Genomic DNA, 22,939 nt, shown 5'->3' on the forward strand with positions numbered 1-22,939 from the left:
AGTAGTTTTTTTTGCTAGATTCCTCTAAAGATTTAAAAGCAATTATTATATTGGTTTCTGATATTATAAGTATGCATATTATTGTTTTCCTGTCAATAGTTAAATTAGAATATATATTTTTTGAACTAAAGATAGTAATGAGCGTACCAACTTTTTGCTAATAATGTATAGCTGATAAGCAACAATCATTTTTATAGTCAATAAATTTTGTAGTTTTCTAATAATCAGATTTAATTTATTAAAAAATATTAAAATTAAGAAACATATATTTTTATCCGCTCATGGCTACCCGGTTTACTGCCTCCCAATCGGTTGAAATCGCTGTTCCAGAGCAGCCTATTCCCATTCAGCACTACTTACGCCAGCCTCAACGTCTAGTTAAGGCTTTGGCTGACAATAGTAGAATTGAGCAGCTTTCTGAGGAAGTATTTCGTTTGAAAATGCGTCCGTTAAGTTTTATGTCATTGAGTATTCAACCTACTGTAGACATGAGAGTTTGGGCAGAATCAAATGGAATAATTAATTTGCGATCGCTAGGCTGTGAAATCCTGGGCTTCGAGTATATTAACCAGCGTTTTGCTCTGAATTTAAAAGGACATTTGTCTCCCAAAGAGTCAAGCAGTGGTACTCGCCTGCAAGGAAGGGCTGATTTAGAAGTGCTGGTCGATTTGCCACCGCCATTTTCTTTCACTCCCAAGCCGATTTTAGAAACTACTGGTAATGCTTTGCTCAAAAGCGTGTTGTTATCAGTCAAACAACGGTTATTAAATCAACTTTTGGCGGATTATCGCTATTGGGTGATATCACAAACCAAAGATAGAGGACTTAGCGGTAACAATACTGAATTGCCAATCCTGAATGCTGAGTAATTATTTAATCACTCAGCGTTTAGTATTTTGATTTGGCAAGGACGAAAAGACTGACGATGTAGAGGCGAGGGCCCATATTGTTGCAGAGCCAGCAAATGCTGCTGGCTACCATAACCCTTGTTACACTCCAGGCTGTACATAGGGTATTTTAATGCTAGACGCAGTACCAAATTGTCACGCCAAACCTTGGCAACAATACTAGCAGAGGCAATGGCGAGCGATCGCTCGTCCCCCCTAATTATTGTTTGTTGCGGCAATAGGAAATCTTTGATTGACTGATTACCATCAACCAGGCAAAGTGCAGGCTGTACCTTTAACTTCAGTACAGCCCGCTTCATTGCTAAGAGCGTTGCTTGCAAAATATTTATCTTGTCAATTTCGGCAGTAGAAGCAAACCCAATTTTCCAGTCTATAGCCAGCTCACAAATTTGGTGTGCTAGCTGAGTTCTACGAGAACTAGATAACTTTTTACTATCTTTGATTTTAGCTGCCATTAGTATTGGCAAAGCATGATCTGGTAGGATCACTGCTGCCGCCACCACAGGCCCAAATAGAGCGCCTCGCCCTACTTCATCTACACCTGCAACCAACCCTGGCAGCCCTGACAAGGTAGAAAACTCCAGCCAATTGGATTGTTCCAAGGACGTTGGCGACATTTCTACCATAAAGCAAACTAATTATCCTCGATAGCTGAGGAACGACGGCGACGGCGACGGCTAGCAGTGGCGGCGCTGTTAGCATCACTTTCATCTTCGTTAGCAGAAGCTTTCGCAGACAAGCTACTCGTTGGGCTAGCAGTCTCAGATGGTTCAGTTGTCTCTTCTATCAAAGGTTTTGGTTCTGGCTCAATAACTTTTGGTATTGGTATCTTGCTTGGGATTATTTCAGGTGTTGCTTTTTGGACAATAGTTGATTCTGAGGTTGATTCAGTTGGAGTCGTTGGCTGTTGGCCAGGTTGAATCACGTTAATAATCACAGACTTGGGATTTTTAACCTCTTGCTCTAACTTCACCAAGGGAGATATTCCCATCAAAGCAAAGATATCCTGTTCCTGGAGGCTCATTTCTACAGTTCTAATCTCCGGTGGTTCTACCACTGGTTTGACTGGCTCTGCTTTGATAATTTTAGCGCGTTCTACAGTCCGGTCTATAGTGCGATCTACTACAGTGCGCTCTACTCTTTCACTCCAACCTGGTTTACCAAGGGTAGGTGAGGAAATCTCTGGTGCAACTCCTAGTTCTGGTTCAATATCAAGGTCTAAGTCTGGCTCGTTAACAAAAGCCAGTGGATTGGCTACAACCCTAGCTTCATCTTTTCCGTTTAATCCATTAATAGCAATTCGACTACGGCGAGTGCGGGTACGACGCTTATTATCATTAAGGTCTTGATAACTAGGATGATTGATCAGATTTAAGTTACCCGATTCTAGATCGCTGTCAAATGCTTCCCCAAATCCATCATAAGTTTCTCGTGGTTCTGGGATGCGGGCAGTAGGCTGACGTGGTTCTCGATGAGGCAATGGTACAAAACGTTCACGTTCACGCTCTGGTGTTTCTGCTGGTATTGGTAATCGGTTTTCGATTTCTCCAGGCAGACGCACAGTATGTCCTAAACCGCCACAAGTGGGGCAAACTTCACCAAACAATTCGTAAATATTTTGACCTTGCCGTTTGCGGGTCAGTTCTACTAAACCCAGTTCGGTTAATTGGGCAATCTGCGGACGAGCTTTGTCTGCTTTGAGTGCTTTATTAAAGTGTTCGAGAACTTGTAGTTGATCGCGTCGTGATTCCATATCAATAAAATCAACAACGATCACTCCGGCGATATTCCGCAGACGCAACTGGCGAGCAATTTCTGTTGCAGCTTCGCAGTTTGTCCACAAAACTGTTTCTCTAGCTGTTGCCGATCGCGTGAAGGAACCTGAGTTAACATCAATTACGGTTAATGCCTCTGTCGGCTCAATAATGATGTAACCTCCAGAAGGTAGGTCTACTCTCGGTTTGAGGGCTTCTCGAATGGCGGCACTGATACGGAAGTACTCTAAAATGGGGGAGCGATCGCGGTGATGGTCAATTAACAATCCCTGCGGTGTTTGACCTCCGCTCCAGTTCTGCAAGTACTGCTTCACGCGCTTCAAACCAGTACTGGAATCCACCACAATCCGATTTACATCGGCGCCGTACATATCCCGCAATACGCGCTGAATGAAGTCATCGTCACGGTTGAGTAGTGCTGGAGCACGGGTGGAATGCGCTTCTTGCTGAATGGCTTCCCATTGCTTTTGCAGCAATTCCAAATCTTCCATAATCGCTTCTTCGGGTTTGCCTTCTGCTTCTGTACGCACAAGCAAACCCATTCCCGCCGGTTTGACCAAAATTGCTAGTGCCCGCAAGCGGTTGCGCTCACTTTCACTTTTAATCCGTCGGGATAAATTTACACCTCTACCATAGGGCATCAGTACTACGTAGCGTCCAGGTAAAGTAATATTACCCGTAAGTCGGGGGCCTTTTGTCCCCGTTGGTTCTTTCATTACTTGCACCAAAACTTTCTGCTGTGGTGCTAGTAATTCTGTAATTGCTGCTGCGGTACGCTTTAGCTTTAATGGCCCTAAGTCGGTGACGTGAATAAAACCGTTGCGCTCTGGGTCGCCAATATTGACAAAAGCCGCATCTATCCCAGGTAATACGTTTTCTACTACTCCTAAGTAGATATCACCTATTTGATGATGACCCGTAGCAACAACTAGTTCCTGTATTTGATCTTCAGAAAAGACAGCAGCAATTTGGTGCTGCTCCGCGATGATAATTTGTTTTGGCATTCAATTTCCTCAAAATTGGCAGCACCAATAGGTCTGGAGGTTTGTTATACCTTTGTTGCCCCTGCAACCCTCAAAAGGTGCTACTGATAATAAAAATCGCAAACCTGAGCTTCTAAATTAAATAGCTATTGGCGCTCTTAAGAGCATTTTTACGGTGGATTATTCCAGAACGGCTGCATGTTTAAGCAATTAAATCAACCATCCGTGGTTGATTTGTGATGCAATACTCTCAATAAAGAGAGTTCTGAGTTTAAAAGTTCTGAATCCTGAGTGAGTTTTTAACTCAGGAAGCTTTATTTGAGAGTAACCTACTGATGTCGTTAAGAAAAAGAAACTATTTCTATTTTCCATTCCCCGGATTTCTCCTTAGGGTTATACTCAGCAACGCCAGCTGCTACTCTACTTTAAGCCGCGCTTTGCGCGTCTAGTGAACGTCTGCAAATTCGACCTAACCGAGAGCAGTTGTTTAACCTACGGGAATGCCAAAGGCGAACAACTCTAGAAAAGTAGCTCACTAGCTCTTTGGCACTACTGGGGATTAAACATTCAGCAGCTGTTTAAAAAGCATGGATTTAGAGAATTTAAGCGAACCTGCTGTTAGTTACTGATTCACAAGGTAGCTATAGAGAGAGTGTGGGTTCTTTAATCTGCCTCAGTTTATCTGGGATAAAATCCTAGAATTTGCACTCTAAATATCTTTGCTTTCGCCCCCTGAACACCAGGGTAGTGAACCAGCTAAATTCAATGCAGCGCCAGAAAATTTCTCTTCACCCCATTCTAACGCAACCTTGCTAAAAATCAATTCCAACGATATAGCCATGTTAGGACAACTACTAGCAAGCTGCCCTACAGGGATTATACCCCTAAAATTAGCCGATTGCGGTGGATGTGCAGGAGTTGGAATTCTCTACTAGCCACCATGCCTAGCATAAACAGGATTTGTTCAGGACGCAATAGAAAACCATCTTGGCGATAGCTACCTACATAACGGATAACAGATATAGATTCTGCAATGCCTTTGTGGGTTTCTACTAATTCCAGTTCAAATAAGCGATCGCGCAGATTTATTAACTGGCTCTTGCCTGACTTTGTTGTATGCTCGTACCACAGTTCATCTTTTGCTTTGATGGTATTAATCCATTCTTGCCATTGTATAAGTGTTACTTCTTCAAGTGCTGCTACGGTAATTAAATATTCTGCTGTTTCCAGCAGTTGAGTAGCTGCCGGAGTTTTTAAATCTATCTGCTCCACATTATATATAGGTATGTCTGTGGGCATTTCCCGAACCAACTGTTCTCGAAAAGTATCGACTGCCACTGGTACAGTTAACTCAAAATCTGCAATTTCACCACTACTAGTAGCTCCTAAAGCTAAAGCAGTTGCTACAGAAATTCGCGGCATTGGATGAAATCCACCAGTGAAAGCGATTGGTAAGCCTGCTCGCCGCACAACTCGGTCAAAGAGACGGATTAAATCTAGGTGGCTTACCAGAGCCATATTATCCTGTTTCCCAAACCAAACTCGCAGTCTTTGTACCTTAGTTGTGTTGGGGACAAACTCGCCAGCGAACTTCGCAATAGCTGGTGATTCAATCACAACGTTATGGCCAAAGTCGGTTCCACATACGCCACAGTGGGAACAACCTTCAAAAGAGCAATCGGGTACAATTGCAGCTTCTAAGGCGCGTTGCAAGTCTTCTTTGAGCCACTTTTTGTCAATTCCGGTATCAATATGATCCCAAGGGAGGGGAGTATCGAGGGAGTGGGGAGAGACGCGATTAATCGCGTCTGTACAAATTTGGGTATTTTCCGCGTCTGGCGATCTTGTCTGATCTTGTGCGTGAAACAAATTCCATTCGCCATTTTCTACTTGGCGGTATTTCCAGTCTAGATCGGCCCCAGCGATCGCATCTCCCCAAGCGCTAAAAGCCTGATCTAAATTTTCATACCAGGAATCCATACCTGCACCCAATTCCCAGGCACGCCTGACTACTTTGCTCAAATTGCGATCGCCTCGTCCCACAAAATCTTCCATTGCCGAAATGCGAACATCGGTAAAATTTACCTTCACTCCCTTTATTCGGCGGAATTCTTGCCGCAACAGGTTTTGTTTGCGTTTAAATTCAGTGGTAGAAACTGAGTGCCATTGAAATGGTGTATGCGGCTTGGGCGTAAAGTTAGAAATCGTCAGGTTAAAGTTTAGAGGTTTTCTGCCCTTGCCCCGACATTCTCGCTGTAGCCAGCTTACTGTCTCGGCAATGCCTAAAACATCAGTATCCGTTTCACCCGGCAAGCCAATCATAAAATACAACTTGATTTTATCCCAGCCTTGCTCCCAAGCGGTTTTCACCCCTCGCAATAATTCTTCATTTGTCAAACCCTTATTTACAATGTCTCGCATTCGCTGAGTTCCAGCTTCTGGAGCAAAAGTCAGTCCACTTTGCCGCGTACCTCCAAGGATATTGGCAATATTTTCATCAAATCTGTCTACCCGTTGGCTTGGTAGAGTCAGAGAAATATTTTCATTTTTTAAGCGATTTTTGATTTCCATCCCCACTGCTGGCAGGGACAAATAATCAGAACAACTCAGAGATAATAGGGAGAACTCATTGTAACCAGTTGCCCGCATCCCCTGTTCAATTGCATCTACAACCTGATTGGGTTCTACGTCCCGTGCTGGTCGAGTTAGCATTCCTGGTTGACAAAAGCGACAGCCACGAGTGCAACCACGCCTAATCTCAATGGTCAAGCGGTCATGCACCGTTTCCACGTAGGGAACTAACCCAATGGAATACGCGGGTATGGGAGTTGCAACCCTTCGCAAAATTCGTTTTGGTACGTCTAGGCGACGAGGATGAACTGAGCCATCCTGTGCCATGTCGTAAAACTGAGGCACATATACACCTGGTATCTGTGCTAAGTCCAGTAACAGATGTTCCCGACTCAATCCTGCTTGTTTACCTTCTTCTAGTACCAAGCCAATTTCTGGCAGCAGTTCTTCTCCATCTCCAAGGGCGATAAAGTCGAAGAAGTCGGCATAAGGTTCAGGATTAGATGTTGCTGTTTGCCCACCGGCAAAAATCAATGGAAACTGGGATTGGAGATTCGTAAGTTCTCCCCCTGCGTCCCTTGCTTTTTGCCGTTCTCGCCATGTCAAGGGAATTCCAGCTAAATCCAACATTTCTAGGATATTAGTAGCACCCAGTTCGTAACTGAGGCTAAAACCTAAAATGTCAAATTCTGTGAGCGATCGCTTTGACTCTACAGCAAACAATGGCGTATTAGTTTCGCGTAGTTTGGCTGCCAGGTCTTTTCCTGGCAGGTAGGCGCGATCGCACAATTGACGCGGTTGGGCATTCAAAATGTTATAGAGAATGATGTGCCCTAAATTGGATGCACCGACTTCATATACTTCTGGATAAGTTAATACCCAGCGTATTGCTGCCGTATCCCAAGGTTTGTGTACTGCTAAACGCTCATTACCCAGGTAACGCCCTGGTTTTAAAATATCCGATGTTATTAATTTTTCAACTGCAACAGCCACTGTGCTATCTTCTAGCTACCTTAATTACAGCTACTCAAACCCAACCTTAGCATTGAATTAGGTCTTCTAACCGAGTTTACCGTTGCAACTTATAACTCCTTTACATAAAGTCCCTTTCATATCCAAAACTTGGTGCTTTTATATAAAGTTATGTTGCAGCCAACTCAACTTCACCATCCAATATTTCAAACACCCTATCGAGTTGCGTTAACTCAAAAATAATTCTTATTGACGGAGCAATAGCGCAGAGTCGAAAACCCCTTCCTAAACTAAGAGCCAGCTTGTGTATAGATAACAATGCCATCAACCCAGCGCTGTCTAACGATTCTACTGCTGCGAGGTCTACTACCAAGATGGAAATACCATTTTGTGCTAACGCTGTGGTCATGTCTCGTTCAAATTCTAAGGCATTTGTAGCATTCAAAAAGCCTTGGGGGCGAATCACTGCAATCTTCGGATAGTTCAGCACTGCCTGCATAGTTACATCCTATTGAGAATTATTAAAGCGTCAAGCTAAGAATTATTTGAACATAAACTTTATTTTGTTGCATCGCCCATATGTCTTACTTCTCTTTGCTGAATCTTTATTGCTTTAGTATCTCTGTTTAAAGATTGTCATAATTTCAGGTTAAAATGTGCTTATATATACTTTTTTTTTATGCTAGTTCAAAAACAATCAACTATAGACAGCCGTAGAAACAATAAATCATCAGTAAGTATGCTGATAAAACTTGCTTAGTCTATAACCAAAGCTAATTTAGCCAAGTCTTAACGGTAAGTTAAATTCCTCACTTTAGCGTTGCTGATGGCATTCGATATCCTCATAGCAAATTATTTCTTTAACTAGTTAAATTGTGATCTATATGACTTTTAAATCACTATTTTTGCTTAGAAAAATCGGAAATAATTAGTATTATATAAACTTGGGTTATGATTTATGAGAACTAAGTACGCTATTCGTAAACTAGTAGAAAAAGCTCTTGACATTAAAAAACTAACTCCTGAGATAGAAAATGAAATCAACTCAGAATTGACGGAACTGGGTTACATTTCTGACGTTGATTACGAAGCTCTGGAATTATTAATGGCAGAGATGGATGCTGGTAGAATTCAGTTGGTTCCTAATTTAGGATATGCCTAATTGCTTAGGTATAGAGATTTATTGCTTATATCAATTGAATTTGATTATGGCTAAAGCAATTAAAATTTCAAGTAGGTAAAACATGTTTTAGTAAGAGGATATTTGAAAAGTATTGTTATTAACATCAAAGCTTCAGAAACATCTTCTCTAAAAGGGAATGGGGAGTCGGGAGTAGGGAGAGAAGAATTAATAACCAATGCCCAATTCCCAATGCCCAATGCCCAATGCCCTAATTCTTATTGGTATGCTTGCCAAAGTTGGTGAATAAATTGATTGAGTTGCTGCTTGGCGGCTGAGTCAGGTTCCGTTTTTGGTTCTTTTGCTAAAACTTGGCTCAAGAAGGTAATTACTTCTGTGTCTAATGCTGGTCGAAATAAGTTGGCAGGCCAAAGCAGGTCAGACGCGTCTCGCAAATCAGTAATTAGCGGCGATTCTTGAATGAAAGTAACCATTAATAAAGGACGCACCCAGCATAACTGGCGGGAAACTACAAATTGAATGACTTCTGCATACAGATTCCTGTCACCATGCTCTAAAGACACAATTTGTCCTGGTTGAAGAAAATTTAGGCTAATGTCCATCATTATGCAGTTTGGGCAGCGACAACGATTGTTTTGTAACTTGTTTAATTTAAAAGTGAGAATGCGCTACTTTTAAAGGAGCTTCTGTTACATTAGGGTAGCACTCTCACGGCAACTATGCCTCACAAGTGCCTACACAAAACTAATACGACCAATCCTTGCCAGCAAAGGGTTTTCTTAACATAGGATTTGGACAGAAATACTATAGAATAGGTAAATAACTGTTAAGCGATCGCTACACAGATACTTTGTAGTAGTGAATCAACAAGAAAAGAGCAAAGAGCCGTGTCAGTTGAAACCATTGAAAAGCCTTCCACAACCCGTAAGCTCGCGCCTCGGTATCGCGTTTTGCTCCATAACGACGATTACAACTCGATGGAGCATGTTGTACAATCACTAATAGCCACTGTACCTAGCCTTACCCAACCCCAAGCTGTGAGCATCATGATGGAAGCCCATACTAACGGGCTAGCTTTAGTTATTACTTGCGCTCTAGAACACGCTGAGTTCTATTGCGAAACATTGAAAAGTCACGGTTTAAGTAGCACGATTGAACCTGACGAATAGTCATTGGTCATTGGTCATTAGTCGAAGTATAGAGTATTGGCTGGTGACTCACATTGGTATGAAAGAAAACCTTGTCCGTTTAGCTGAACGCCCTGCCCCTATCAGGCTGGGCTGTTTTATTTTGATTTTATTGCTGCTATGGTTGCCATTGGCTGCACCAATATACTTTCTAGTGCATGATTCAAACTTAGAAAGTATATTGACATTGGTATTGTTATATGCGATATTTATTTGCCTCCTGAGAATATGGGGTAAATATGTCTATCAACAGTCCCAAATTCTGCGGCATTATGGTTTAGAATTCACGCGACAAAACGGTGTGGATTTACTGCGTGGCTTGGCTCTGGGAATAATTAATATTCTGATACTTTTTGGGGTAGAAAGTTTGTTGGGTTGGTTGGTGTGGCAACAACCGAAAGTTTTATTGCTGAAAGTTATTTTAGAGGGTTTACTTGTTGGCTTAGGTGTTGGATTTGCTGAGGAATTGTTATTCCGAGGCTGGTTGCTAAATGAATTACAACGAGATTACAGTCCGCGTGTGGCATTGTGGACAGATGCGACTGCCTTTGCTACATTGCATTTTATTAAACCTTTGGAGGCAATTATTCATACACTGCCGCAATTTCCAGCTTTAGTACTGCTGGGATTAACGCAAGTATGGGGAAAGCGTTGGCGGAGGGGACGCTTGGGTTTTCCAATTGGTTTACATGGCGGTTTAGTTTGGGGTTACTACATTATTAATGTAGGTAAATTAGTGAAATATTCTGGCCAAGTTCCTGATTGGGTAACTGGTGTGAATAATAATCCCCTGCAAGGAGTGATGGGGGTGTTGTTAATGAGTGTACTAGCTTTGTGGATACGAGGAAGGACTGAGCGATCGCCTCTCTGATAAGATCAGCACTGGCTTACATACACACTCACCATTTGTGGAACCCACTCCAAGAGCAATACTTAGTAATAAATGCCCTAGAAGCTCTAAATTTACTTGTTTGGAGATTATTATGATGAAGACACAGGGTATTGGCACATTCAAACTCCTAGCACTGTTTTACCCTTGGCAACGATATTACAAAACGGCGAAGTAGTGACCTTCGGATGGGAATAAAACGATGACGCAACCTAATGCCATTAGACAGCAGCAAGCGCAAAGAATATTAGAACTATTTGCGATCGCACGTCAGCGATATTTGGATGCAGGAGGAAATCCTCGACATACCCCAAGAGGACTCAAGGGAGATGATTATATGACAGATGAAGAAAGGCAAGAAGCGTTGGTATTAGGAAGGAAAATTTTCCCACAAGAATATATTGATAATACAGCACGTAGCATCAAATATCCTCCCGTAGAAAGCTAGCCCATTTTTCACTACGGGCTTAGATAAGCTGTTCAACTTACAGCTTGTTAAGTGTATCATCAACTAACAGTTGAGGTAGTGTTTTCCATCGGAGTAAGAGAAATGGATTTACGAAAGTTCCATACGAACTTGTTTGTTGACGATAGCAATGAATCTACTGAATGGGAGTGAATCGCTGATTTAAGTGATGAAGCAGAGTTTCTGGAAAACCTGCGATACTGGCAAATTGCTAGATATGAGTTGAACCAAACTTATTTAGTCAGTCTTGATTCAGATTACCAAGTTAGTTTTCTGGACTTTCTGTGTATTACTGATAGGATTTTTAATATATACAGGTGGGCAACACCAGAAAGTTTTTATGAACTCACAGGGCTGGTATTGTGTTTATTATCAATTCAAAAAAAGTACATATTACATAAGCAAAATCCTGATAGAGTTGCTTTAATATCAGAATTGCCACAAGATTTATTAGAAGATATTTTTAAGGCACATACAACTTTGCAAAAGCGTTTCAGTTCAACCAAGTGAAACCCAACAATTAACGCTTAATACCCATCAGTTATTTCGACCGTGCAGCATAAAACTTGATATGATATTGTAAAGCAACACACTGCGGCGAAATAATTATAATTTTAAGAAGATTGCTTGATGCCAAACTCATATCATGTTTACCTATTACGGGATGGGCAACATCAAGTCCTAACCATTCCTGATGAATTTGCTCTATCCAGTACAGAAGTTTTGTTACGCAAAGAAGGTAATCGATTAATCATCGAACCCATTTCTTCCGGTTCTCTACTTTCACTGCTTGCTACTTTAGAAGACATTACAGAAAATTTTCCTAACATAGATGAAGGGTTACTGCCACTCGATGATATTGTGCTTTAATCCTACCCAATGACCTATCAATACCTGCTAGACACCAACATCATTTCAGATTTGGTAAGACATCCTCAAGGTTTGGTGTTTCAGCGACTCGCAGCCGTAGAGGAAAACTGCATTTGTACCTGCATTATTGTGGTGTGTGAACTGCGATTTGGTGCAGCTAAAAGTGGCTCTCTCCGTCTTCTTCAGCAACTAGAGAGCATTCTTGAAGTGTTACCTATTTTGTCGCTGTCGCCTCCAGTGGATCGGCACTATGCAGTAATTCGTACACACCTAGAGCAAACAGGAAAGCCCATCGGCCTCAATGATTTACTGATTGCTGCCCATACCCTAGCCCTTAACCTGACGCTTGTTACAGCAAATATCCGCGAATTTGAGCGTGTACCTGGTTTAAGTGTAGAAAATTGGCTACTTTGAGGACATACATTTGGGTAGTCTAATATATTATTCATTGCAGTTTGTATAAATTAACCCCTATTTAAAACGTAGCCTCTACAACTGTCCCCACCACACAAGCTTTATTCAAATTAACGCCGCTCAAATTTGTACTTTCTAACTCTGCACAGAGTAAATTCGCCCCCGTTAAATTCGCCCCCGCCAAATTCGCCCCCCGCAAGTCGGCTTCTTCGAGGTTTGCTTCACTCAATAATGCCCCTTGCAAATCGGCGCGGCTCAAGTCTGCACCTTTGAGATTTGCCCCAGTCAGGTTTGCACCGCGCAAGTCAGCACCGCGCAAGTCAACGCCTTGCAAGTTCACATTCATCAAATTGGCACCACTCAAGAAAGCACCCACCAATGACACATCACTGAGTCTGGCTCCCATCAAGTTAGCACCACGCAAATTGCTACCTCGTAAGTCAGCGCCTGTTAAATCTGCTTGCATCAGGTTCGCTCCCATGAGGTTCGCCCGCAAGTCAGTTTCTTGGAGGTTGGCCCCCATCAAATTTGCTCCCTCCAAATGCCCACCTTCGAGTTTGGAAGCAGCGAAATTAGTGCCAACAAGGGTAGCACCAGCAAGATTAATCCGGCTTAAATCTAGTCGAGAGAGTTCCTCGTCTTCTAAATTTGCCCCTGGAAGCTGTTTGAGTTTTCCTAATTTAATGGCTTCAATATTCATGTAAAGTAACTACCAATCTCCTCACTGATCTTGCTGTGGCTATCCCATTGGGAATCAAGTATCCAGATACCGGCGCTGACTTTGGGTGTCATGATGGGTAAGTCGAGTCCCTGTTGTAAACCCATAACTAATAAAGTTAGGGTATCTACAAGTTTAGGGTCAAAGCGGTTAGATTGTTGCTGTCTGCACTCATCTAAAGCTTGAGTAAATATCTGTTCCCGGCTTTGATTTGACGATTTTAGCTCATTGACTCGCCACTGAAAGTCTGCCAATAATGACAAAATTCTCGACTCTAAGGGAATTTCATCTCCAGCCAAACCGGCTGGTTCTCCTGTACCATTCCACCACTCGGTTTGGTGAGTGATAATTTGGGCAACGGCTCGTAGTCGTGGCATAGTTCGCAATACTTGTGCCCCCGGTACTAAGGGACAAGTTAAGGGACAACTAGGAGCATCTTCTTGATAGCGTGTGGATATACTATCTGTGAGAACGCTTTCTGCTTTTTGTAACGGATCTATGCGATGTAACAAAGCCGCTAGCCGTAATCTCTTAATCTGCCATGCAGGAAGATCCAAAAGCTGGCCGATCGCTTCAGCAAGAGCTACTACTTCCGCAGCTGCCATTGGATTGTTGACATCTGCCATATCCATCAGTTGCGCCATTCGCAAAAAGGCTTGGATTTCGTTAGAAACCAAGTTGCGATCTAGGGTTTGTTTCTGAAGGGCTGTAGGGATGGATAAATTATCTTGCCCAGCCTGGAGGTAATCTACTACACGGGAGACAACTGCACCTAAATTTTGGGATCTGTCCATTGACGGTACAATTTGCTGTTTATCTGCTGTGAGTTTTTCCGCCAGTTCTGGGTTGTATTTTTTGATGTGAGCGATCGCTATTTCTGCTGTCTCTTGCACTAACTCTGGCTCAAATGTCCACAAGCCATAGAATTTACGCTCTAAGTCTGATGTCGGAACTCCAGTGCTGCCATAATCAGCCTCTGATAATTCTTGACAAATTACCATTGCTGTGTATTTAGGAGATAAAATAATTAAGTGCCACTCCTGAGCGACTGGATCGACTGAATCTAATGCCACTAAGTCTACATTGGGTAAAAGGCTTGTAGGATGTTCAGCAAAGCCAGATTCAGTAGCAGCCATAATGGCAATTTCGGCGCTGCGCTGGGCGATATCTGCATATCGCCCGGCTTCTTGTAGATACCATTTCCCCTGTTGGAAGGCTGTAATTACTAGGGGCGTACCGTCGTCGGTTAAAATATGGTCTTCAAGAGCATGGCACAGGGCAACTAAGGTATTTTTGTAGTAAACACCGAATCGAATTGGCCTAGTGCTATGGCGATGGGCTGTTTCTAGTTTTTGTAGGATTGAACCTTCTAACATGGGATTGGGTAGAAAATAACCGCAGAGGGGGAGTGATTAGGGTAGGGAGTAGGCGCGAGACAAGGAGATAGATGAAATTTGCTCTGATCTAGTTTTGCAAATTTTATCAAACAGCTGCTAACTGTTTGTCTTTTGTCTCTATTGGTGCAGAAAGGGCTGCTTCTAAGTCGGCACAACCTAGCTTTTCTTCTAAGATTTTCATGACTTCGCGTCCGAAATCGTTAGGGTTTTGTTGCCAAGCTTGCAAACAGACTTCTCCAAAGAATGAACCAAGAGGTTCGGGATTCCAGAGGAGTTTTTTGGCTGTCCACGGCATCAAACTCATGGGATCATATCCTGGTTTGAGGATGCCTTCTTTGAATGCGTATTCTTCTAAATGGGTATGGGGTTGCAATCCAATAAAGAAAATAGCAGGTTCAACTTTATTAGCACCAAAAATCCGTTCTAGTTCGCGGTGGTAGGCGATGGTTTGGCGGATAGTTTCGGGACGTTCGTCAATAACGTTAAAGGAGTAGTTGACGGAAACTAAATCATTAAAACCAGCTGCTTTTAAATCGCGGCAGTTTTGCAAGACGGTTCGCAAGTTATACCCCATCCGCATTTTCCGCACGAGTTCTTGAGAACCACTGGTAATGCCGATTTCAAAATAGTTCATCCCGGTTTTTGCCATCAAGTCGCACAACTGGGGTGTCAAATTGTCAGCTCTGATATATGCTGCCCAGTGGATATCTGTCATACCAGAATCGACGATTTTTTGCAAGAGTTCTATGGCATCGTCGATAAACTTTCGTGCGGGGATGAATTGGGCATCGGTAAACCAGAAGTTGCGAATGCCGCGATCGTATAATTGGCGCATCTCAGCCACTACTTCATCTGCTGGGTTGATGCGGACTTGTTTACCTTCAACGACAGTGTAGACGCAATAGCAGCAGTTGTGAGGACAACCACGCTTAGTTTGTACACCTATATAAAAGTCTTCTTCTTGCAGGTAAAAGTTAAATTCCGGCCAGATGCTTTCGATATAGTCATAGTTACAAGCTGTTTTTTCTAGTGGAGTGGGTTGTTCATGAATTAGCCTTTTCCGTGGTTGAGTTTCTCCCGCAACATAACAGCGTTCATCTCGAAAATCTCTGCCACTTAAAAGTTTTTCTAAGAGGGTTTCCCCTTCACCCACAGAAATAATTGTCCCTTGAGGTAAGCTTTTACCCAACTGCTCGTAAAAGACACTAACTGCACCACCACCGACAATTACACGGGCATTAGAATTATATTTTTGGGCACGCTTTAAACCGCGTTTGATTAAGCCTTGGTTCCGCCATAACTCTACATAGTAAGCGATGAAGATTCTCAAACCGCCTAATCCCCCGCGTAGTTTCAATAGAGGATTCTTCGCGTAGTAGAATTCAAAGGCATTTTGTAGTGGGTTCCCACCGCGTCCACCAACTGGGGCATAAATTTGAATATCCCGCCACGAAAATACTAGCAGTGTCGGTTTAAATTCATCGATACAGCGATCCAAAGCAGAACTGTAATCTAAAGGTGGCACTGTTCCTAAATCAAAAATTCGCTGTTCGATATTAGGAAACTGTTTATGGACATGATCGCTCAGGTAGACAACCCCAATGGGAAAGATAGGGTTACAAGGAAGGCGAACGTAAAGAATTCGATTTTCCATCATGGGTGTTTTGACTTCCATCTTGCCAATCTTTGGGGAAAGCGAGATAAATTCCAGTTTTAAAGGGTGTTTTTGTTTTAGCTGCTCTTAATCTCTGACAATTTTGCTTGACATTGAAGCAAATTATTGATATGCATGAAACTTGTGTTCACAGATGCAAAAATCAATAAAATTGCTTTCTATACCAAACGCATGGGATCAAGAGAAGTTTTATGAAGACATTTTTCATATAGCTTTACGATAACATCGAGTTCATTCATTAAGCGATGATCTCAGGGTTTTAATGCTGCGATAGATGAAACACAAAAATACACTTCTGAACTAGGCTCAAGCTAAGGGGATCTTCGCCATAGCTATCTTGTAATTATCTGCTCTGAGGAAGTTAAAGATTTTTTGCCAGAAATTAAAAATTCAAAGATGTTCACATAGTGTAAAATTGCAGACAAGGCGTAAATTTTTACAAAATTTTTATAACCTGCGATATATCTTAAGGGTGAAAATAATCTATAAAAGTTCAGTTGGTAGTCGGAGCTACAGCAACTGGGGATCAGGCAATGCTAGGCTTGGCTAGTGTAATGTAAAATTGTGGCGTAAAGCTCCTCCGCAGTTATGGCTCAAATATTAGATCCTCTACCACCTAAGCAATCGGGAAAAATTCTCTGCTGCTACATTAATGCCACGAGCAAAATACAGATAGCTCGCATCTCCAATATTCCCAACTGGTACTTTGAAAGGGTTGTTTTTCCTGGACAACGTTTAGTGTTTGAAGCTCCGCGAAAAGCTCAATTGGAGATTCATACAGGGATGATGGCAAGTGCAATTTTATCCGATAAGATCCCGTGCGATCGCCTAATGCTCGACGAACCCAGTGCTTATGAGTTTGATGCAGACTCAGCAGATGAGAATGACCTTATTAACACCAGACCTATGGTGCAGCAAATTAATACAAAAATCGGAGATACTACAAAACCCTTACAATTCCTTGGTTTAGCATCGGTTGATTAAAAAAAAAATTTACTACATTTAAGGGTTGCTAATTCAGCAGCCTTTTTTATTTATTGAAAATTGAGAATTAGGCATGGGGCATGAAGCATTAAACCTCTTGCAAAAGTGCTTTTTGCACTCTTGGGGAAAAGGGTTCATGTTAAAGGGGAAAAGGACGATACAGAACTTTTTCCCCTTCCCCCCACCCCTTATCCCCAGAGGGGGCCCCACCTTCCCCTTTTCCCGACTTATGCAAGAAGTCTATTGGTTATTCTCCTTCCTCCTCATCTTCCCCTGTTTCCCCTGCTCCCTGCTCCCTGCCCCCCTGCTTCCCCGTCTTCCGCATTTCATTTACAATCAATCTTATGAATCTGCCTTCATTTCTTTGGTTGTGGAAAATTGCCGCCTGGTCAATGGGGTTGTCTCTGCTGGCATATCTGATGTTAGCAGTCACCGGCGTTTGGATGTTTCGGGCGAGAACTTCGCAGCAATTTCCTTTTATTACGCCATTTATGGGCGGAAATAAAGGGGTGCGATCGCTCCACTATACAATGGGCATCAGCATGGTAAGTTTAGTATTACTACTGCTAGCGATCGGCGTTGTTGGCACTTTCGGTCACTTTGGCTCCTTGGGTCACTCATCACATTTAGTTGCTGGATTGATAGTAGTAGCATTAGTTTTACTATCTGCTTTCAGTGCGACACAAATTAGTCCCAGACGACCTTGGGCTAGACCCTTACACATCGGCGTAAATATTATTCTTTTTATAGGATTTGCCTGGGTATCCCTTACTGGTTGGATTGTAGTGCAAAAATATTTACCCTAAAAAATTACGAATTACGAATTATTAAAGTGGCATAGCTTATATACGGCAGGCGAGGTAGGACATAGACCTACCGTACAATGAAGAAAAGCATTGTAATTGAGCCGTGACAGCAAACTCAGCCAATATTTCAGCTTCTATTTTTCGTCTGTCTCCTTTGATTCGGATGACGCTGCTGAGTCTATACATAGCACTCACAGTTCCACTACCCTTCTTATCGCAGGTAACAGCTGCACCAGTATCCCCAGAATTATTGTGGATAGGGATTAGCATCGGCTTCGTTGCCTTGTATGCTGTATTGACTGAACGAGTAACGGTAGATGACCAGGGAATTCAGGTTACTTACCCCGCCTGGGTACCTAGCTTTTTTCGTAAAGGCTGGTTTTTACCTTGGTCAGAGGTGAAAGAGTTAAAACCCCGCACCACTGGTCAAGGAGGAATAGTTTATTACTTTGTCAGCCAGGATGAGAAAGCTTATTTACTACCGATGCGTGTAGTTGGATTTGCCCGTTTCGTGCAAATTGTCCAAGCAAAGACAGGCATTGATACTACAGATGTTCGTCCTTTAGCGCAGCCGTGGATGTACTTGATTTTACTAGGATTCACACTGCTATTATTATTGGTCGATGGCTGGGCGATCGCTACAGCCTTAACTACCAAACAATTAACCTAAAATTGGGCATTGGGCATGGGGCATTGGATATTGGGAATTAGTTATTTTTTCTTGCCTCCCCTGCCTCCCCTGCCTCCCCTGCTTCCCCATCTCCCCACTCCCCACTCCCCTTGAATACAGCAAAAGCCACACTCAGGCTAGAGCAAATTAATCTGTTTACGAAGCTGAAAACCCAACTTCCAGGCAATCAGCAAGGATACCCCATATTGCAAGATATTTCCTTGGAGGTATTCCAGGGCGATGGCTCCGCCAACGCCTGCGGCGAACGCATTGCAATTGTAGGGTCAGTAGGCGCTGGAAAAACTTCTTTACTACGACTCATCAACCGTCTCATTGAACCCACTAGTGGCAAAATCTATCTAGAAAACCAAGAATATCGCCAAATTCCCGTCATCCAGCTACGCCAAATGCTTGTACTTGTATTGCAAGAATCGAAGCTGTTGGGGATGACAGTTGGGCAAGCCTTGGCTTATCCTTTAGTTTTGCGTGGTTTGTCCAAACAGACAATTGAGCAACGAGTCAGTCACTGGACAGAACAACTGCATATTCCCAGTGAATGGTTGGGGCGAACAGAGGTGCAACTTTCTGCTGGACAACGACAACTAGTAGCGATCGCTCGCGCCTTAGTCATCCAGCCTAAAATATTGTTATTAGACGAGCCAACCTCTGCCCTTGATGCTGGTACAGCTTCTCATCTAATGCAAGTTTTAACCCAGTTAAGTCAAACTCATCAAACCACCATTTTGATGGTAAACCACCAACTGGAACTAGCCCAGATGTTTTGTACTCGCTTATTACACCTACACCAAGGTCATTTATTGGCAAATCAAAGAGTCTCTGAAATAAACTGGGTTGAATTACGAGAAAGCTTAATTCAAGCAGAAGCTCAAGACGATTTTGGATTTTAAATTTGGATTAGTCAATCGTCATTGGGCATTAAGAGTGCTGAGTTAAAAGTTAAGAGTTAATAATTATCCCCTCATCTCCCTCATCCCCCACTCCCCATTCCCATCACACACTACTAAGCGTTGAACGTTGATTATTAAATCTCTCTCTAGTTAACTTTGTTGTTTGTGATTGTGAAATATTGCTATTCAAAATTTCCATGTTAAAACGGTATCCTACATTGCGGATAGTTTGAATCAAGTTAGGTTGGCGAGGATCAAGTTCAACCTTTTTCCGCAGCGATAAAACATGAGTATCAATGGTACGAGGATTATCGATAGCATCAGGCCAAGCACGACGCAGTAATTCTGATCTACTCAGAGGTACTCCCCCAGCTTGTGCCAAAACATACAGCAAACTGAATTCTTGGGGCGTTAAGTCAATAAACTCCCCTTGGAAACGGACACGGCGCTGAACTAAATCGATTTGCAAAGTGCCATAATCCAAGTAAGCTGGTGCAGTAGGTGTGCGCTTCCGGCGAATTAGTGCTTCTACCCGTGCTAAAAACTCTTGCATTCCAAAAGGTTTGCTCAGATAATCATCTGCACCCGCCTTTAAACCTGCGACAATATCACCTTCACTATTACGGGCAGATAGCATTAAGATTAGAGGTTGCTGCTGACGATGCAACCAACGACAAAACTCAATGCCATCACCATCAGGCAGGTCTGCATCTAAAACTACCAGTGTTGGTTGATGGCTTAAAAATACTTCCCTTGCTTGATAAATGCTGGCAGCTTGATGCACACGGTATTCTAGTTGTTGCAAGTGCCAACCCAGCAACGACCTCAGATGGGGATTCCCCTCAATGATTTCTATACAAACCGAACCCACAGTGGCAAGACCCCTTAGCGTCGATGACTTTCAAAGTAACAAGCTCATCTCTAAGGTTTTGTAGCCTTTGTTACTTCAATTGCGATCAACTTTACATTTCCTCATAACAAGAGTGGCAAGATGTTTAATTTATGCCTTGCCTATAAGCAATTAGAAATATCCTTAAATTTTTGTTAAATTTATCTAAATATTTGTTAAACTTATAGAAAGTTCTTCTAGCTTAACATTCTGCTTTTAGATGGATATTATTTGCCAAAAAACTATAGCCTAAGCAGCTAGCTTTTACCACAACAGTTTCTTACCATGATGATATAGTGGATTGCTATCTTGCAGAAATTAGTTTCTACACCCACGAATATATCACCAATACAATTGGGCTGCTGAGTGTATGAAAATCATAAAAATAACTTAGCAGATAACTAGAATCGATGTTTTCTGGAATAGGATTAGAGTAGCTTGTAGCTGTTAGGAGGGTACTGTCCAAAATAGATGTATTTACTTTGAGTTAATGCCAAAGTGAAATTACAGTTCACATTTGAGCGTAAATCATTTACAATTCTCATTCCAAAGAGTTTAATACAGCAGTTATGCTCCAAGACACACAAACCATCCGCTATTACCAAAGACTCACCGACGCCTTCGTCGAGTTATGGAATCGCGGTTATCGCACGGATGACATGCGGATGTATTTGGATGGATATCTAGCCGCATTACGACATGGTAATATTCTTGAACCTATCCTGATTCATCGCTTAGAAGAGGAAGCCAGCCGCTACTTGTACGATGGATCAAATTTTGCAGTGCCACAACCACAGCCACAACCCGATTACTACTAAGTACTATTTACCTAGTCCTTGATAGTAACCGTTAATTACCGCAGGTGATTATAGCATATTATCTGTATTGGTCAACTAGTGCCGTGGTGTGAGATTTGGAGATATTGTATTGATAAAACGCATCCCCTCAGCCCTATATTGGTCTTGCCAATACGACTGAGGGGATTGTTGACTATCTCTGAAATCAATTCCAACACAGAATCAAGTATTTTTTTATGAACCCATAAAAAACCCTTGAAAGAGGAGATACCAGTTCTCTGACCTTCAAGGGTATTAAAAATGGGAAATTGCCTTGATTGCGAAGCGCAAATTTAGCAGTATACCCTTCGGTTTGCGTAAAGGAATATTACGAGGCTAAAGCTACTTCTACCTTTTGCTGTAATTCACCTTTTTGGTACATTTCAATCAAAATGTCGGAACCGCCAACAAATTCACCATCGATATACACTTGGGGAATTGTCGGCCAGTTAGAGTATTCTTTAATTCCTTGGCGGATTTCAGAGTCTGATAGAACGTCAATTGTCTCGAAGGGAACACCCAAGGTATTGAGAATCTGCACAACGTTGTTGGAGAAACCACATTGGGGCATTAATTTGTTTCCCTTCATGAAAACTAAAATCTTGTTCTGTTGTAGCAAGTTATCAATTTTCTCTTTGAGTTCTGGCGTCATGGTATTTGTGTTTCCTATGTTACATTCAACGATGACGAGTGAGAAGTTAAAAATTCATAACTCCTAACTCCTCTATAGACGCGATTAATCGCGTCTTTACTTTAGGAAGCTGGTGTTGCTTGCCAAGATTCAGGAGTATATGTTTTTACTGCCAAGGCATGAATTGCTTCAGTTGACATAGCTTGCCCCAAAGCACCATAAACTAACTGGTGCTGTTGCACTAGTCCCTTACCTGCAAAGTGCGATGAAACTACTGTTACCTGATAGTGGTCACCGCCACCAGTCAAGTCTTGCACCTGAACCTGGGCGTCTGGCAGTTCCGCCTTGATCATTGCCTCAACCTGCTGCGGACTAATCATCGCTATTCCTGAAAAAACTTACTTTTCTATTATTAACAGATATGGAGCAATGGCTGTGCCAAATTCAGGTTTTGGCAAGGCTAGAAATAAACGCAGATCTGAGATGGATTTTTGAGGACGATCGCTCAAAGCTACGGTAGATAATCCTATCCTAGCACTGGGAACTTCTCAAGCTACTGCTTTAGGAGAGGTAGAAATGCGGGAGGAGGGGAAAAACTTATTTTTTTGGGGATGAGGAAGATGAAGCACCACCTTCTCTAGGATAGGGAGAATCAACAAAACCCAATTCAAATAACTGTTTATAGGCTTTTTTACCTAAATCTCGCGTCGGGTTTTGACTCTTAATTATTTGAATCAACAACGGTACAGCTAATTCTGGCTGATTTTGGGCGCGATGTACCAATGCTAGCTGAAAGGTAGCTTCATCTCGCTTTTGCGCTGTTACTAGAGCTTTCTGACGCTGAGAATCAGAAACCCTATTGTCAATTCCCGAAAAGCTAGAGTTTAATTCTTGATAAAAATTAGATAGCTGATTATAAACCTGACGCGCTTCTTGCAGTTTCTTGACAGCTAAGGGGTAGTTTTGAGCAGAAACAGCTTGGTCTGCCTCTTTCAGTAAGCGATCGCCACCTTCAATGCTCAAAAGGCTGTTACTTTGGGTTATGGGGCGCAGGTTATTGGGATCGTTGGGGTCAATAGGTTGTGGGCTATTAGTGCCTGGTAACTGTGATACCTGAGCATTCACAGGTGATAGCAGGCTGAGGACTGCTATGACTGATAAAAGAGTACGGCGCATCAAGGTAACAGCGACAGCAGTGTTCATGGGGTCAAGTAGTGCAACGACTATACAGAAAAGTTATGGAAACTTC

The 22,939-nt window shown here is 42.4% G+C and carries 24 protein-coding genes; 12 read left to right on the plus strand and 12 right to left on the minus strand.

Going from position 1 to position 22,939, the window contains the following annotated elements; translation table 11 throughout:
• The first annotated feature begins 281 nt into the window (after positions 1 to 281).
• Positions 282 to 869, plus strand: a complete 588-nt coding sequence (locus tag RMZ43_RS29060; RefSeq protein ID WP_322648587.1) for a DUF1997 domain-containing protein — start codon at positions 282 to 284, stop codon at positions 867 to 869.
• Between the two features lie 8 nt (positions 870 to 877).
• Here the strand turns inward: RMZ43_RS29060 and RMZ43_RS29065 are convergent, their stop codons facing one another.
• The 4 genes from RMZ43_RS29065 to RMZ43_RS29080 form a co-directional block, all read right to left on the minus strand.
• Positions 878 to 1,534, minus strand: coding sequence for a ribonuclease HII (locus RMZ43_RS29065; RefSeq protein WP_322653687.1), 657 nt, complete (start codon positions 1,532 to 1,534; stop codon positions 878 to 880).
• A gap of 8 nt (positions 1,535 to 1,542) precedes the next feature.
• Positions 1,543 to 3,687: an Rne/Rng family ribonuclease gene (locus RMZ43_RS29070; protein ID WP_322653686.1), complete on the minus strand. Its 2,145-nt coding sequence runs from the start codon at positions 3,685 to 3,687 to the stop codon at positions 1,543 to 1,545.
• An 855-nt stretch (positions 3,688 to 4,542) separates the two neighbouring features.
• On the minus strand, positions 4,543 to 7,230 hold the full coding sequence (locus RMZ43_RS29075; RefSeq protein ID WP_322653685.1) for a TIGR03960 family B12-binding radical SAM protein: 2,688 nt from the start codon (positions 7,228 to 7,230) through the stop codon (positions 4,543 to 4,545).
• A 148-nt stretch (positions 7,231 to 7,378) separates the two neighbouring features.
• A complete protein-coding gene (locus RMZ43_RS29080) occupies positions 7,379 to 7,708 on the minus strand; it encodes an STAS domain-containing protein (RefSeq protein ID WP_322648591.1) in 330 nt (109 codons plus the stop codon).
• Between the two features lie 459 nt (positions 7,709 to 8,167).
• Here RMZ43_RS29080 and RMZ43_RS29085 point away from each other — a divergent pair, with 459 nt between their 5' ends.
• Positions 8,168 to 8,371: a hypothetical protein gene (locus RMZ43_RS29085; RefSeq protein ID WP_322648592.1), complete on the plus strand. Its 204-nt coding sequence runs from the start codon at positions 8,168 to 8,170 to the stop codon at positions 8,369 to 8,371.
• Positions 8,372 to 8,607: 236 nt separating this feature from the next.
• Here the strand turns inward: RMZ43_RS29085 and RMZ43_RS29090 are convergent, their stop codons facing one another.
• On the minus strand, positions 8,608 to 8,952 hold the full coding sequence (locus tag RMZ43_RS29090) for a hypothetical protein (RefSeq protein ID WP_181374237.1): 345 nt from the start codon (positions 8,950 to 8,952) through the stop codon (positions 8,608 to 8,610).
• A gap of 285 nt (positions 8,953 to 9,237) precedes the next feature.
• On the opposite strand from RMZ43_RS29090, the gene clpS reads away from it, so the two are divergent.
• The 5 genes from clpS (at position 9,238) to RMZ43_RS29115 (ending at position 12,176) form a co-directional block, all read left to right on the plus strand.
• A complete protein-coding gene (clpS, locus tag RMZ43_RS29095; protein ID WP_100899825.1) occupies positions 9,238 to 9,519 on the plus strand; it encodes an ATP-dependent Clp protease adapter ClpS in 282 nt (93 codons plus the stop codon).
• A gap of 58 nt (positions 9,520 to 9,577) precedes the next feature.
• Positions 9,578 to 10,408: a CPBP family intramembrane glutamic endopeptidase gene (locus RMZ43_RS29100; protein WP_322648633.1), complete on the plus strand. Its 831-nt coding sequence runs from the start codon at positions 9,578 to 9,580 to the stop codon at positions 10,406 to 10,408.
• Between the two features lie 220 nt (positions 10,409 to 10,628).
• On the plus strand, positions 10,629 to 10,874 hold the full coding sequence (locus tag RMZ43_RS29105; RefSeq protein ID WP_322648593.1) for a hypothetical protein: 246 nt from the start codon (positions 10,629 to 10,631) through the stop codon (positions 10,872 to 10,874).
• Between the two features lie 648 nt (positions 10,875 to 11,522).
• A complete protein-coding gene (locus RMZ43_RS29110; RefSeq protein ID WP_322648595.1) occupies positions 11,523 to 11,762 on the plus strand; it encodes an antitoxin in 240 nt (79 codons plus the stop codon).
• Between the two features lie 9 nt (positions 11,763 to 11,771).
• Positions 11,772 to 12,176, plus strand: a complete 405-nt coding sequence (locus RMZ43_RS29115; protein WP_322653684.1) for a type II toxin-antitoxin system VapC family toxin — start codon at positions 11,772 to 11,774, stop codon at positions 12,174 to 12,176.
• Between the two features lie 61 nt (positions 12,177 to 12,237).
• On the opposite strand, the gene RMZ43_RS29120 is transcribed toward RMZ43_RS29115, so the two are convergent.
• From RMZ43_RS29120 to RMZ43_RS29130, 3 genes are all read right to left on the minus strand, one after another.
• Entirely contained in the window at positions 12,238 to 12,876 is a 639-nt protein-coding gene (locus RMZ43_RS29120) for a pentapeptide repeat-containing protein (RefSeq protein ID WP_322653683.1), read from the minus strand.
• The gene (locus RMZ43_RS29125) at positions 12,873 to 14,270 is read right to left on the minus strand and encodes a DICT sensory domain-containing protein (RefSeq protein ID WP_322653682.1); all 1,398 of its coding nucleotides are present in this window, start codon (positions 14,268 to 14,270) and stop codon (positions 12,873 to 12,875) included. Before RMZ43_RS29125 ends, RMZ43_RS29120 begins: the two co-directional genes overlap by 4 nt.
• 106 nt (positions 14,271 to 14,376) lie before the next feature.
• Positions 14,377 to 15,966 (minus strand): photosystem II high light acclimation radical SAM protein, encoded by a 1,590-nt coding sequence (locus tag RMZ43_RS29130; RefSeq protein ID WP_322648599.1) that lies wholly within the window; start codon positions 15,964 to 15,966, stop codon positions 14,377 to 14,379.
• 588 nt (positions 15,967 to 16,554) lie between these two features.
• On the opposite strand from RMZ43_RS29130, the gene RMZ43_RS29135 reads away from it, so the two are divergent.
• The 4 genes from RMZ43_RS29135 (at position 16,555) to RMZ43_RS29150 (ending at position 19,334) form a co-directional block, all read left to right on the plus strand.
• Positions 16,555 to 16,950 (plus strand): DUF1830 domain-containing protein, encoded by a 396-nt coding sequence (locus tag RMZ43_RS29135; RefSeq protein ID WP_322648600.1) that lies wholly within the window; start codon positions 16,555 to 16,557, stop codon positions 16,948 to 16,950.
• A gap of 344 nt (positions 16,951 to 17,294) precedes the next feature.
• Positions 17,295 to 17,756 carry a DUF4079 domain-containing protein gene (locus RMZ43_RS29140; RefSeq protein WP_322648601.1) on the plus strand — a complete coding sequence of 154 codons (462 nt, stop codon included), beginning with the start codon at positions 17,295 to 17,297 and terminating at the stop codon, positions 17,754 to 17,756.
• Positions 17,757 to 17,859: 103 nt separating this feature from the next.
• Positions 17,860 to 18,426, plus strand: a complete 567-nt coding sequence (locus RMZ43_RS29145; RefSeq protein WP_322653681.1) for a hypothetical protein — start codon at positions 17,860 to 17,862, stop codon at positions 18,424 to 18,426.
• A gap of 110 nt (positions 18,427 to 18,536) precedes the next feature.
• Positions 18,537 to 19,334 carry an ABC transporter ATP-binding protein gene (locus RMZ43_RS29150; RefSeq protein ID WP_322653680.1) on the plus strand — a complete coding sequence of 266 codons (798 nt, stop codon included), beginning with the start codon at positions 18,537 to 18,539 and terminating at the stop codon, positions 19,332 to 19,334.
• Positions 19,335 to 19,437: 103 nt separating this feature from the next.
• Here RMZ43_RS29150 and RMZ43_RS29155 read toward each other — a convergent pair whose 3' ends face one another.
• The gene (locus RMZ43_RS29155; protein WP_322648604.1) at positions 19,438 to 20,205 is read right to left on the minus strand and encodes a response regulator transcription factor; all 768 of its coding nucleotides are present in this window, start codon (positions 20,203 to 20,205) and stop codon (positions 19,438 to 19,440) included.
• Between the two features lie 587 nt (positions 20,206 to 20,792).
• Between RMZ43_RS29155 and RMZ43_RS29160 the strand changes: the two genes are divergently transcribed.
• Positions 20,793 to 21,041, plus strand: coding sequence for a DUF6761 family protein (locus RMZ43_RS29160; RefSeq protein ID WP_190938947.1), 249 nt, complete (start codon positions 20,793 to 20,795; stop codon positions 21,039 to 21,041).
• 346 nt (positions 21,042 to 21,387) lie between these two features.
• Here the strand turns inward: RMZ43_RS29160 and grxD are convergent, their stop codons facing one another.
• The 3 genes from grxD to RMZ43_RS29175 form a co-directional block, all read right to left on the minus strand.
• Positions 21,388 to 21,711, minus strand: a complete 324-nt coding sequence (gene grxD, locus RMZ43_RS29165; protein WP_322648605.1) for a Grx4 family monothiol glutaredoxin — start codon at positions 21,709 to 21,711, stop codon at positions 21,388 to 21,390.
• A 101-nt stretch (positions 21,712 to 21,812) separates the two neighbouring features.
• Positions 21,813 to 22,070, minus strand: a complete 258-nt coding sequence (locus RMZ43_RS29170) for a BolA family protein (RefSeq protein WP_100899811.1) — start codon at positions 22,068 to 22,070, stop codon at positions 21,813 to 21,815.
• Positions 22,071 to 22,287: 217 nt separating this feature from the next.
• Positions 22,288 to 22,893, minus strand: a complete 606-nt coding sequence (locus RMZ43_RS29175) for a hypothetical protein (RefSeq protein ID WP_322648606.1) — start codon at positions 22,891 to 22,893, stop codon at positions 22,288 to 22,290.
• Between the last annotated feature and the right edge of the window lie 46 nt (positions 22,894 to 22,939).

Source organism: Nostoc sp. CmiVER01, assembly GCF_034531135.2.
Lineage (GTDB): Bacteria > Cyanobacteriota > Cyanobacteriia > Cyanobacteriales > Nostocaceae > Nostoc.